A 12,004-nucleotide genomic window follows, 5' to 3' on the forward strand; every position below is an offset into this window, starting at 1 on the left:
AAATGACTAATCATATTGCATTATTTGAACCATTAATGCCAGCTAATACTGGCAATATTGCAAGAACATGTGCGGGAACTGATACCGTTCTTGATTTAATTAAACCGTTGGGTTTTTCGGTTGATGATAAACACTTAAAGAGAGCTGGATTAGATTACTGGGATAAGGTTAAGATCAATTATCACGAAAATCTTCCTGAATTTTTAAAAACCATTCCAGACAAGCAAAGGTTGTTTTTGGTTTCAAAGTTTGGGAAAAAGGTGTATACAGATCCTAATTATAGTGATGATAACGTGGATTATTATTTTTTGTTTGGAAAAGAAACGACGGGATTGCCCGAAAACTTTGAACGTCAGTATTCTAAACAAGCTATTAGAATTCCTCAAGATGATTCTCATATTCGAGCATTGAATTTATCGAACACTTGTGCGATTGTAATATATGAGGCTTTAAGGCAACAGAAATTTGCTGGACTTGAAGTGACTCATACTTATGAGCACGATAAATTAAAATAATGCGAAGGGGTGCCTTAGTTGGCTCAACGAAAAACAAAACGTAAAACTACAAAGCGTAAAATAACGAGAAAACGTCGTCCAAGGAAAAAAAGAAATTCTGTTTGGAACAAATTAAAGAACTTTTGCGGTGAAAAGAAATTAAATATCATTGGTTTGATTTTTATGTTGATCGCCGTTTTAGGCTTTTTCAGCTTAGGAATGGCGGGGACCCTGTTTGCTAATGTATTTCGGTTAGTGGTTGGGAACGCCTACCAGGTTTTGGCAATTTTTCTAGGTGTTTTTGGCATTTTATTGCTTCTAGGAATTAAGATTCCTCGAATCGATTACCATTATATTTTGGGTTTTTTGATAGCATTTATTGGTTGGATTTTAAACTTATCCATTACCTTTTCGAATTCTTTAAATTCCCATGTTAACTTTGTGTCCACCACCTTCAATGCGTTACTTTCTGATATTACTAACGGTGTCTCTACTAGTAACGTTGGGGGTGGGATGATTGGCGCTACGTTATTATCTTTTTTCGATACCCTTATCTCGTTAGTTGGGACTTTGATCCTTTCATACAGCTTAATGGTTGTTGGAGCGATCATCTTCTTTAAACTACCAGTTATTAAGTGGCTCAAAGGCTTTTTGACTTGGTCAGCTAAGTGGTTTACTGCGATTATTGCGTCATTTAATCGGGCGCACCTGAATAATCAAGAGCGACGAAATAATCGAAAATTACAAAAGCAGCAATCAGCAAAGACAAATCAGTTTCAAGATTATCTAGGACATCAAAAAGAAAATGAGAAGAACAGTTCGAAGTCTCAAGCATCCGTTAATTCACCAACTGTTCCAGTCAATAAGCCAACGGAACATGTTGGTGTTAAACAAGATGAGAATACTCCTCACATAACGGTTGCAAGTAAGAAGCCTAAACGGAATCATTTTGATAATGAAACCAAAACGAGTTTACCAACTTTTGAAAATAATTCTTCTGGTAACCACTATCAACTTCCTTCAACTAATCTCCTTACTAAAGTGCCAGAGCAAGATCAGACTGCAGAATATAATGCGATCGATAAAAATACGAAAATTCTACAAAAGACTTTAAAGAGTTTCGGGGTTGATGCTGAGGTAAAAAATGTAAGCTTAGGACCATCGGTTACCGAATATGAGTTGCATCCAGCAATTGGTGTAAAAGTTTCTAAAATTGTCAATTTGAGTGATGATATTGCACTTGCATTAGCAGCAAAAGACATCAGGATTGAAGCACCAATTCCAGGCAAATCTTTAATTGGGATCGAAGTTCCTAATAAAGCAATTTCGACCGTTTCGTTTCGGGATGTATTTGAAAATCAGACCGGCAATAACCATGGTATTTTAAATGTTCCTTTGGGTAAAAACGTTAACGGTGACGTTGTTTCTTGCGATATTACCAAGATGCCTCATTTGTTAATTGCGGGATCAACTGGAAGTGGTAAGTCGGTTGCAATTAATTCAATTCTCACTAGTATTCTTTTAAAAGCGACTCCCGACCAGGTTAAATTTATGTTAATTGACCCTAAGAAAGTTGAGTTGGGTGTTTATAATGGGATTCCTCATCTTTTAAGCCCAGTGGTTTCAGATCCTAAGAAAGCCGCTCGCGCTCTTCATAAAGTGGTTGATGAAATGGAACATCGTTATGAGATGTTTGCCCAGACAGGTCAACGTAAAATTAGTGGATATAATAAGTATATTCAAGAAAAGAATCGGACTGAAGGTACGGCTCTTCCAACTCTCCCATACATTGTAGTGGTTGTTGATGAACTAGCTGATTTAATGATGACGGTCTCAAATGAAGTGGAGAGTGCCATCATTAGACTAGCTCAGATGGGAAGAGCAGCTGGGGTTCATATGATTTTGGCAACTCAACGTCCGTCAGTTGATGTTATTACCGGATTGATTAAAGCTAATGTCCCATCAAGAATCGCTTTTGCGGTATCAAGTGGAGTTGATTCAAGAACAATTTTAGATACGAATGGAGCTGAAAAATTACTTGGGAGGGGTGATATGCTGTATCTCCCGATCGATCAAAACATTCCAGCGCGTGTCCAAGGTTCCTTTATTTCTGATAGTGATGTTGAAAACGTGATTGATTTTGTCAAGAAACAAGCTGAGCCAGAATATGATGACTCAATGATGGTTACTGATGCTGAAATTAAAGAAGAAGAAAAAGACGATGATGAGGATGATCTATTTGATGATGCTCTGAAATTTGTTGTAAAAGAACAAAAAGCCAGTACGTCGATGATTCAACGTCAGTTTCGAATTGGTTATAATCGGGCGGCTCGGATTGTTGATGATATGGAACAACGTGGGTATATTGGACCACAGCATGGAAGTAAACCTAGAGACGTCTATAAGAAGCCTTCCTCTGATGATGAAAAATAAAAAGACACTCTGAATTTGCTTCAGAATGCCCTAAAACGATATTATTAATTTACATGCCACCAAAGAAAGCAGCTGCTGATCCAGCAACCACTGATAAAATGGTTGCAATAATCATTAACCAAACAAAGATCATTAAGATCTTTTGAAACGTTGTTTTATCTTTCCATTTATTCAAAGTATCCACCACTTTCAGTATTCATACTGTCACAATTCTAACTTTGAACTAAAAATATTGCAAATCACTTATTATACCTAATTTACGAGGTTAAAAATGGTCAATTATATATCTAATCTACATTTATTAGTGGAGTCATTAATTAAGCCTTTATTACTTTTCATTATTATTGGTTTTATTATTATTTTTTTTAAGCGCATTACTAAAAATCGGATGTTTCAACGGCTGAGTGTTCTTGATTCATTTCCAATCATTGGAATTTGGTTAGTTCATGTCATTACTATGACGAGTCATGGATTTTCGTTTTTGCCATTATTCATTTTGGCTTGGATGATAATTGGGATTATCTTTTTGTTTTACCGAGTGATCGATGAAGGACAGTTGTTGCCAAAACAATTTTTAGTTAATTTTTGGCGAATAAGTGACATTTATTGGATAATTATTTTTATATTTTCTTTGATTGTAAAAATTATTATAATACACTGATATAAAAGCATTCCTGGGATTTGTTTTCCGGAGTGCTTTTATTTTTTGTGGATTTTTATGGAGGCAAAGTGGTAGGAAGTGGTTTATTGTGGTAAACTAAATTTATATTTAGGGGAGAAGGGAATGATGAATTATGTTCATGGGCGAATATCGACATAACATCGATGCCAAGGGACGTCTCATCATTCCCGCTAAATTTAGAGATTTATTAGGAGATAAATTTGTCATTACTCGTGGTTTAGATGGCTGTCTTTTTGGGTATACCGAGAATGAATGGCAAAAAGTTCAGGATAAGATTAATGAACTGCCCTTTAACAAAAAAGATGCGCGAATGTTTGCACGTTTTTTCTTTTCTGCGGCCACTGAATGTGATATTGATAAACAAGGCCGAGTCAATATCCCGACCGCTCTTTGTAAGTATGCCGACCTGACCAAAAGCTGTGTTTTGGCTGGAGTATCGACTAGATTTGAAATTTGGGATGCTTCTAAGTGGGATAGTTATACGGATGAGGCTGCGAGTGAGTTCAGCGATATTGCTGAAAATTTACTTGATGTCTAACTTGAGGTGAATTTTAATGTCTACGTTTAAACATCAAACGGTTTTATTAAATGAGGCTATTCGTGGTCTGAATGTTAAGCCCAATGGAATCTATGTTGATTGTACTCTTGGAGGCGGAGGCCATAGTTCTAAGATCTTGTCGGAACTAAAAAATGGCCATTTATACGCTTTTGATCAAGATCAAGTTGCCATCGATTATAATCAAACCAATTTAGAAAAGTTCTTAAAAGATAATGGAATTACTTTTATTCATGATAATTTTAGAAATTTTAAACGTGACTTGAAACGTTATGATGTCGTTGGAATTGATGGGGTTGTCTATGATTTAGGAGTTTCTTCACCACAATTGGATGATGCCAAGCGGGGCTTTAGTTATCAAAAGGATGCTCGTCTTGATATGCGGATGGATCAAAGAAATGATCTAGATGCTTGGGAAGTTATTAATCACTGGTCGTATGAAAAGTTAGTGAAAATTTTTTATCGTTATGGTGAGGAAAAATTTTCTAAGCAAATTGCTCGTAGTATTGAAAAAAATAGAGCTGATCATCCAATTGATACTACAAGTCAATTAGCTGAAATCATTAAGGATGCTATTCCAGCTCCAGCACGAAGACATGGTGGTAACCCAGCTAAGCGCGTTTTTCAAGCCGTACGAATTGCCGTTAATGATGAGTTAGGCGCTTTAGAAGATTCACTTGAGCAGGCGTTAGACATGTTAAATGTTCATGGTCGGATTAGTGTAATCACGTTTCAATCGCTTGAAGATCGTTTGGTAAAGGGGATTTTTAAAGAAAAAACCACCATTCAAGATTTACCCCATGATTTACCGGTCATACCTGATTCAATGCAACCAAAGTTTAAAATGGTCCAAAGAAAACCAATTTTACCCAGTGCTGATGAACTTAGTCAAAATCATCGATCGCACAGTGCCAAACTCAGAATCATTGAGAAAATTAAATAGGAGGTGGGAACTTTGGCACAAAATGGTCTAGCAAAAAAAGAATATTCAAATGGAAACGCGTATGAAACATATCGAAGAAATCAGATCAATTCAAAGCGAGTTACTACTACTCCCCAAAGAGAACATAAGTTCAGTCCTAAGCTGGAAATTACAATTTTAGTAGTTGGATGTGCGATGATATTCTTAATGTCGGTCGCATTGGTTTGGACAAGAATTTCACTTTCAGGGGCCGAGCAAACGTTGCAAGATACTGAGAGTCGATCAACAAGAATACATAATACCAATACCGGACTTAAGCAACAGATTGATGAACTTCAAAGTAGTTCACGTTTAGATAAGGTTGCTAAAGGATCGGGATTAAAACTTTCAAATGATCAAATAAGGAACGTCACAAAATGAATAAAAAACAAGAGCAGATAAAAAATCGGAAAAATGCGATTGCTAATCAAAAAAAATTTGGGATGTATTTTCGGATTTTAGTAATTGTAGTTTTCCTGTTGATTTTCGGCTTTTTTTTTAAAAAAGCAATTTTCAAAAGTGCGAATCACGTTAATTTGGCACAGCAAACAAAGAGTTTGTATGCCCAAACTAACGTGATTAAGTCTAAACGTGGAACCATCTATGATAACAATAACCAAGCGTTGGCTGAGGATACCAGTACTTACTCGATTTATGCTATTTTAAACAAGTCGCAAAAGACTAAAGATGATAAACCAGATTACGTGACTAATCCTGAAAAAACCGCTCGGATCCTTTCTGAAAACTTGCCGATTAGTTACAAAGAGGCCCTTAAGACCCTTAAACCAAAGAAACAAGCCTTTCAGGTTGAATTTGGAAATCCGGGAAAAAACATTTCTTTAGTTGATAAACAAAAAATTGTTTCTCATCATTTGCCCGGCATCAAATTTGTTCAACAACAGAGTCGATTATATCCAAATGGGGTCTTTGCATCTCACATTGTTGGGTTGGCTTCTCCAGTTACCAATAACAAGACTAAGGAAACAAACTTAGTGGGACAAATGGGCCTTGAAAAGTCATTTAATAAAGTTCTGAGTGGGAAAAATGGGTATGAAGAAGTAAGACATGATAATTATGGTTACGAAGTACCTGATGATAATAAAAAAGAACGACCAGTGGTTAACGGGAATAGTGTTCATACCACAATTGATTCTCGATTAGAATTTCTACTTGAAAACCAGATGAGTGAGGTACAATCACAGGTTCATCCAAAGAGTATGAATGCCATGCTGATTGATGCTAAGACTGGGAAAGTTTTAGCCGCTGCTCAACGACCAACTTTCAATGCTACAACTGGCAAGGGATTAGGTGGAATTTGGCGGAATACATTAACCCAAGATGCTTTTGAGCCAGGTTCAACCATGAAGATTTTTACGCTAGCCGCTTCAATTGATAGTGGTAATTTCCATGGAAATGAGCGCTATCTATCAGGTAAATATGATATTGATGGTAAGATTGTGCCAGATTGGCTACCAACAGGATGGGGAATGATCACTTATAATAAGGGATTTGCCTTGTCTAGTAACGTTGCCATGGCACATTTGGAACAACAGATGGGGCCAAATACTTGGAAAGATTACATTAATCGATTTCAGTTTCTGAAGAATACTAATTCAGTTTTTGGTGATGATGATTCGGGGAATATGCAATTTAAGTTGCCAATTGAACAGGCTAATACTGCCTTTGGTCAAGGTATTCAAGTAACTGCTTTGCAGATGGTGCAAGCCATGACTTCAGTTGCTAATAACGGCAAAATGATCAAGCCAAGGTTTGTTGATGATATAACCAATGATCACAATAAGGTGGTTAAGAATTATAAGGAAGAAACGTTGGGACATCCCATTAAACCCTCAACTGCTAAAGCTGTTCGAAAGCATATGGAAGATGTTGTTTATAAGCCATATGGGATCGGTCAAGATTACAAGATTCCTGGATATCGAGTAGCTGCAAAGACTGGTACTGCTCAGGTAAGTAATGGATCTGGCGGTTATGAGAATGGTGACGATAGTTACTTGTATTCGGTTGCTGGAATGGTACCTTCTTCAAACCCAAGATACATTATGTACGTAAGTATGAAACAACCCACTTTAAATGGTGGAAAGACCGCTACCCAATTGATGGCGCAAATCTTCAATCCAGTTATGCAGCGGGCATTAACCCAAAATACAGCTGATGATGCGCAAGTTCCAGATGTCGTTAGTCAAAAGACTGATGTGGCTAAAGACCAACTTAGTAAAAGTCATCTGGAGCCAATTGTGATTGGTGATGGTGACACGGTTACTAAGCAAAGTCCAACGGCGATCGGTGCTGGCTCAGGAGATAATCACGTTATTTTGATCACTAGTGGAGTATTAAAGATGCCTAGTCTTAAAGGTTGGAGCGAAAAAGACGTTCAAACGCTTAGTGATCAATTGGGTATTAAATTAAATACCAGCGGTAAAGGAAAAGTAGAAAGTCAGAGTATCAATGTAGGTCAAAGAATTACCCCCAAAACTACGTTGACAGTTAAATTAAAATAAATTTTGAGAGGATGAAAAGTGATGGATTGGTTAATTCCACTAATTGGAGGATTTATTATTACACTGGGACTAACGCCAGTATTAATAAGTTATTTTAGATCAAAGCATGAAGGTCAGATGATCAGGGAGGAAGGTCCCAGCTGGCATGAAAGTAAGAGTGGAACGCCCACAATGGGAGGATTAGGTTTCATAATTGCAATCGTTATTACGTGCTTGATCTATGGATTAGTAGTTAGCCAATTGAAGTCAACGCTGCTCATTTTAATCTTTGTTCTTGTGTTTTATGGACTAATTGGGATGTGGGATGACTCAATTAAACTGTTTAAGCGTCAAAATGAAGGATTTAAAGCTTGGCAAAAGTTCTTGCTTCAAGTCATTGGAGCGTTGGTGTTTGCTTGGGTTTACTATGCTGATGGATTTCCAATGTCAATTCGCTTTTTTAACCTCGGCGAGATCCCATTAGGCTATTTCTATGTTTTGTTTATCATTTTTTGGCTAGCAGGCTTTTCTAACGCCGTTAACCTCACGGATGGGTTGGATGGATTGGTAAGTGGACTATCAATTATAGCCTTTGGAGCGTATGCCGTTGTCGCTCATTTTCAACACCAGTTTGAAGTTGAAATGTTTTGCATGGCAGTTGCGGGTGCGCTTATCGCGTTTCTGCTTTTTAATCACAAGCCTGCTAAAATCTTTATGGGTGACATGGGTTCTTTAGCACTAGGTGGCGCTTTAGCTGCCGTTTCAATTTTGCTTCATCATGAACTTTCGTTATTATGGGTTGGATTGGTATTCGTTGTTGAAACTGCCAGTGTCATCTTACAAGTTACATCATTTAAACTAACTGGAAAAAGAATCTTTAAGATGACCCCCATTCACCATACTTTTGAGATGATGGGTTGGAGTGAATGGAAGATTGATATTGTCTTTTGGCTAGTAGGTTTGTTTACTGCAATCACTGGCGTTATTACAATGATTTAATTTTTAGGGAGCTTAATTTTAATTATGAAAAACGTGGATAATTATAAAGATAAAAATATTTTAGTTTTTGGGGCTGGAATGAGTGGAACTAATGCTGCTAAACTATTGGTTAAGTTGGGAGCAAATGTCACTTTAACCGATGCAAAGCCAGCTGATCAAATTAAAGAATACGATGAATTAAAAGCGGATGGCGTAAGAGTAGTAGCAGGTGAATCACCTCTTTCCCTATTAGATGGAATTGATCTGATGGTCAAGAATCCTGGCATTCCATACGATAATGATTTGGTTAAAGCCGCTCAAGATAAAAACATTCCGATCATTGTGGAATTGGAACTTGCAGCAGAAATCTCAGATGCTCCAATTGTGGGGGTCACAGGTAGTAATGGGAAAACTACTACTACCACTATGATCACTAAAATGTTGCAAGCGGGTAAAAAAGACGGAACGGCCCTAGATGGAGGAAATATTGGAATTCCCGCCACTAAAGTGGCTCAAGAAGTTAATAAGAACGATGTCTTAGTATTAGAAATTTCGAGTTTTATGTTACTGGGGACTCCAAAAATTCACCCGCATATTGCTGTCATCACTAATATTTTTTCCAACCATTTGGATTACCACAAAACACGTGAAAATTATGTAAATGCTAAGATGCAGATTACTAAAAACCAAACCAAAGATGATTTTCTTATCATGAATTTTGATAGTGCTGAATGGCGAGAATTAAGCAAGCGTAGTCAAGCTCAAATCGTTCCATTTTCACTCACTGATAAGTACAAAAATGGAGCCTACGTTTCTGAGGGCGATATTTACTTTAAAGATGAATTTATCATGCATGAAAAGGACATTCGGGTTCCGGGTGAACAAAACGTTCAAAATGCCTTAGCCGCAATTGCGGTAGCTAAACTGTATAAGATCTCTACTGAAGCGATTGTTTCAGTATTAAAGAATTTTGGTGGAGTTAGACATCGTGTTCAATATGTTTTAACTGCTGACGATCGCGAGTTTTATAACGATTCTAAGGCAACCGACATTGAGGCCACCCAAATGGCTTTAAGAGGATTTGATGAACCGATCGTTTTGTTAGCAGGTGGATTAGACCGTGGCTATACCTTTGATAAACTGGTTCCTGATTTTAAATCTAATTTAGCTGGAATTGTTTTGTTTGGTGAGACCGCCGACTTGTTAGAAGATGCTGCTAAAAAAGCTGGTGTTCCACAAATTAAAAAAGTTAAAGACCTTGATGAAGCCGTACCGGAAGCGATTAAAATGAGTAAACCAGGAGATATCATATTGTTGTCACCGGCTAACGCAAGTTGGGACCAATTTGCCACTTATCGTGATCGTGGGGATGAATTCATCAAAGACGTTGAGAAGCTAACTGGGAAAAAGGAGACTAAATAATGAGAATGATTGTATCTGGGGGAGGAACTGGTGGACATATCTATCCGGCGCTTGCCCTAATTGACGCGTTAAAAGCTCAAAAGCCTCATTCAGAGGTTTTGTACGTTGGGTCCAATCGCGGATTGGAAGGTAAAATTGTTCCAGAAAAGGGAATTAAATTTGATGCCTTAAAAATTCAAGGATTCAAACGGAAGTTGTTTAGTCTGTATAACTTTAAAACGATCTGGTTGTTTTTAAAAAGTGTCCAAGAATCAAAAAAGATCATTAAAAAGTTTAAACCAGATGTTGTGGTTGGAACCGGCGGGTATGTTTGTGGAGCCGTAGTATATGCCGCAGCTAAGTTAGGAATTCCTACCGTTATTCATGAGCAAAATAGTGTTGTTGGTCTCACTAATCGTTTTTTGAGTCGTTATGTAGATGAAATTGCCATTGCTTTTGACGATGCCCGAAAACAGTTTCCCGAAAATAAAGTTGTTTTCACTGGCAATCCACGGGCACAGCAGGTTGCTAATATGAAAAGCGACTTTAAGTGGAGTGAGTTTGGTTTAAAAGATGATGTTCCGACGGTTTTGATATTTGGTGGAAGTCAGGGTGCACTAAAGATTAATTCATCAGCGGTAGAAGCGATCCCTGAATTTGACCGACGAAAATACCAAGTTGTTTTTGTTACCGGCCAGAAGCGATATCAAGGGGTTAAAAATGATTTAAAAAACGTTAAAATTAACAATAATATTGACGTTTTACCTTATATTTCAAATATGCCAGCGGTTCTGCCTAAAGTTGATTTAATTGTTGGACGTGCTGGTGCCACTAGTATTGCAGAAATAACTGCCATTGGAATTCCGGCCATTTTAATTCCAAGTCCCTATGTTACGGCGGATCATCAAACTAAGAACGCAATGAGTCTCGTAAAAAATAATGCCGCTATGATTTTGACTGAAAAAGATTTGAATGGGCAATCTTTAGTGACAAAAGTCGATTCTTTAATGCATAACACCGAATTAAGAAAGCAAATGGCTACTAACTCATATGACATGGGAGTTCGTGATGCTGCTGATAAACTTTTAGGCGTTTGTGATCAGGCAATTGAGAAGCATCATAAAAAAGCTTAACGGGTGATCTTAATGAAAACTAGCGATAATGATTCCAATTCATCAGGTCGGTTGGAAAAGTACCAGGAGAGAAAACAAAGGAAGAATAGTCGATATCGAGTCGGACACAAAATTCCTGGGATTAGAAAGCAACAGCGCAAGCAATTAATTAGAGGTTTTTTGCCGATCCTATTATTGTTTATAGTAGTAGCTTTAGTTTCGCTCTATTTGGTACTGCCATACAGTCGGGTTTCATCGATTAACATTCGAACTAATCATCAACTCAAGGGCGAAAACATTAAAGATCAGATTCCATTTCAAGTCGGGGATTCGCTGATAATGGTAAAGAGAAACAAAGCTAAAGCCCAAAGTTATGTGTTAGCTCATAATGCGCAGGTTAAACACGTTGATTTTTCTTTTAAAAAGCATAATCAATTAATGGTGAAGGTAGATGGATATTCGAATCCGGAGTACATTTTTAAAGCCGGAAAGTATTATCCCGTCTACCCATCAGGTCATATCTCCGATGAAGCAGTGAAAATTAATGATCCTAGCGATGTCTGCATTGTTTCTGGATTTAAACAGGGCAATGAAATTAGGAATGTGTTAAGACAATATAAAAAAATTAGTCCATCAATTAGGAATCAGATTAAAGAGTTAAAAAATGCTAATACTAAAAGTAATCCGGAGCGAGTTCAGATTTTGATGAAAGATGGAAATGAGATTTACGTCAAAATCAGTACCATGGCAAATAAAATGGCTTACTATCCTGCAATTGCTAAGGACCTAAAACAAAAGAGCGTGGTTAACATGGAGGTGGGGGCATACTCTTATCCTTTGGGGAAATGAGAGCTCTTTATTAACGTTCATCATGTGTGTTAAAATTAAG

At 37.3% G+C, this 12,004-nt stretch carries 12 protein-coding genes; 11 read left to right on the forward strand and 1 reads right to left on the reverse strand.

The features are described from left to right. Nucleotides 1–2: 2 nt before the first annotated feature. Together AC6UD1_RS00135 and AC6UD1_RS00140 are read left to right on the forward strand one after the other, a co-directional pair. Entirely contained in the window at nt 3–515 is a 513-nt protein-coding gene (locus AC6UD1_RS00135; protein WP_500695525.1) for a tRNA (cytidine(34)-2'-O)-methyltransferase, read from the forward strand. Between the two features lie 18 nt (nt 516–533). Beyond that, complete coding sequence (locus AC6UD1_RS00140) at nt 534–2,927, forward strand: FtsK/SpoIIIE family DNA translocase (RefSeq protein ID WP_500707037.1); 2,394 nt, start codon at nt 534–536, stop codon at nt 2,925–2,927. Between the two features lie 49 nt (nt 2,928–2,976). On the opposite strand, the gene AC6UD1_RS00145 is transcribed toward AC6UD1_RS00140, so the two are convergent. After that, complete coding sequence (locus tag AC6UD1_RS00145) at nt 2,977–3,102, reverse strand: DUF4044 domain-containing protein (protein ID WP_500693939.1); 126 nt, start codon at nt 3,100–3,102, stop codon at nt 2,977–2,979. A gap of 96 nt (nt 3,103–3,198) precedes the next feature. On the opposite strand from AC6UD1_RS00145, the gene AC6UD1_RS00150 reads away from it, so the two are divergent. From AC6UD1_RS00150 to AC6UD1_RS00190, 9 genes are all read left to right on the forward strand, one after another. Continuing rightward, nucleotides 3,199–3,588, forward strand: coding sequence for a DUF3397 family protein (locus AC6UD1_RS00150; RefSeq protein WP_500693938.1), 390 nt, complete (start codon nt 3,199–3,201; stop codon nt 3,586–3,588). A 133-nt stretch (nt 3,589–3,721) separates the two neighbouring features. Then, a complete protein-coding gene (gene mraZ / locus AC6UD1_RS00155; protein WP_500696584.1) occupies nt 3,722–4,147 on the forward strand; it encodes a division/cell wall cluster transcriptional repressor MraZ in 426 nt (141 codons plus the stop codon). Between the two features lie 16 nt (nt 4,148–4,163). After that, nucleotides 4,164–5,108 carry a 16S rRNA (cytosine(1402)-N(4))-methyltransferase RsmH gene (gene rsmH, locus AC6UD1_RS00160; protein WP_500707038.1) on the forward strand — a complete coding sequence of 315 codons (945 nt, stop codon included), beginning with the start codon at nt 4,164–4,166 and terminating at the stop codon, nt 5,106–5,108. 12 nt (nt 5,109–5,120) lie between these two features. Further along, complete coding sequence (locus tag AC6UD1_RS00165; protein WP_500707039.1) at nt 5,121–5,507, forward strand: cell division protein FtsL; 387 nt, start codon at nt 5,121–5,123, stop codon at nt 5,505–5,507. Further along, complete coding sequence (locus AC6UD1_RS00170) at nt 5,504–7,645, forward strand: penicillin-binding transpeptidase domain-containing protein (protein WP_500707040.1); 2,142 nt, start codon at nt 5,504–5,506, stop codon at nt 7,643–7,645. Before AC6UD1_RS00165 ends, AC6UD1_RS00170 begins: the two co-directional genes overlap by 4 nt. A 21-nt stretch (nt 7,646–7,666) precedes the next feature. Beyond that, nucleotides 7,667–8,623, forward strand: coding sequence for a phospho-N-acetylmuramoyl-pentapeptide-transferase (gene mraY, locus AC6UD1_RS00175; RefSeq protein ID WP_500699365.1), 957 nt, complete (start codon nt 7,667–7,669; stop codon nt 8,621–8,623). A gap of 24 nt (nt 8,624–8,647) precedes the next feature. Next, nucleotides 8,648–10,024, forward strand: a complete 1,377-nt coding sequence (gene murD / locus AC6UD1_RS00180; protein ID WP_500707041.1) for a UDP-N-acetylmuramoyl-L-alanine--D-glutamate ligase — start codon at nt 8,648–8,650, stop codon at nt 10,022–10,024. Continuing rightward, nucleotides 10,024–11,136: an undecaprenyldiphospho-muramoylpentapeptide beta-N-acetylglucosaminyltransferase gene (gene murG, locus AC6UD1_RS00185; protein ID WP_500707042.1), complete on the forward strand. Its 1,113-nt coding sequence runs from the start codon at nt 10,024–10,026 to the stop codon at nt 11,134–11,136. The genes murD and murG overlap by 1 nt, the downstream gene beginning before the upstream one ends. A 12-nt stretch (nt 11,137–11,148) precedes the next feature. Beyond that, nucleotides 11,149–11,964 (forward strand): cell division protein FtsQ/DivIB, encoded by an 816-nt coding sequence (locus tag AC6UD1_RS00190; RefSeq protein ID WP_500699371.1) that lies wholly within the window; start codon nt 11,149–11,151, stop codon nt 11,962–11,964. Nucleotides 11,965–12,004 lie beyond the last annotated feature (40 nt).

The sequence above is a fragment of the Fructilactobacillus sp. X8R1C1 genome (assembly GCF_059900945.1).

Bases quoted from the DNA above. Each gene is read 5' to 3' on its own strand.
- AC6UD1_RS00135 (WP_500695525.1), top strand. From the start codon at position 3: ATGACTAATCATATTGCATTATTTGAACCATTAATGCCAGCTAATACT.
- AC6UD1_RS00150 (WP_500693938.1), top strand. From the start codon at position 3,199: ATGGTCAATTATATATCTAATCTACATTTATTAGTGGAGTCATTAATT.
- mraZ (WP_500696584.1), top strand. From the start codon at position 3,722: ATGTTCATGGGCGAATATCGACATAACATCGATGCCAAGGGACGTCTC.
- rsmH (WP_500707038.1), top strand. From the start codon at position 4,164: ATGTCTACGTTTAAACATCAAACGGTTTTATTAAATGAGGCTATTCGT.
- AC6UD1_RS00170 (WP_500707040.1), top strand. From the start codon at position 5,504: ATGAATAAAAAACAAGAGCAGATAAAAAATCGGAAAAATGCGATTGCT.
- mraY (WP_500699365.1), top strand. From the start codon at position 7,667: ATGGATTGGTTAATTCCACTAATTGGAGGATTTATTATTACACTGGGA.
- murD (WP_500707041.1), top strand. From the start codon at position 8,648: ATGAAAAACGTGGATAATTATAAAGATAAAAATATTTTAGTTTTTGGG.
- murG (WP_500707042.1), top strand. From the start codon at position 10,024: ATGAGAATGATTGTATCTGGGGGAGGAACTGGTGGACATATCTATCCG.
- AC6UD1_RS00190 (WP_500699371.1), top strand. From the start codon at position 11,149: ATGAAAACTAGCGATAATGATTCCAATTCATCAGGTCGGTTGGAAAAG.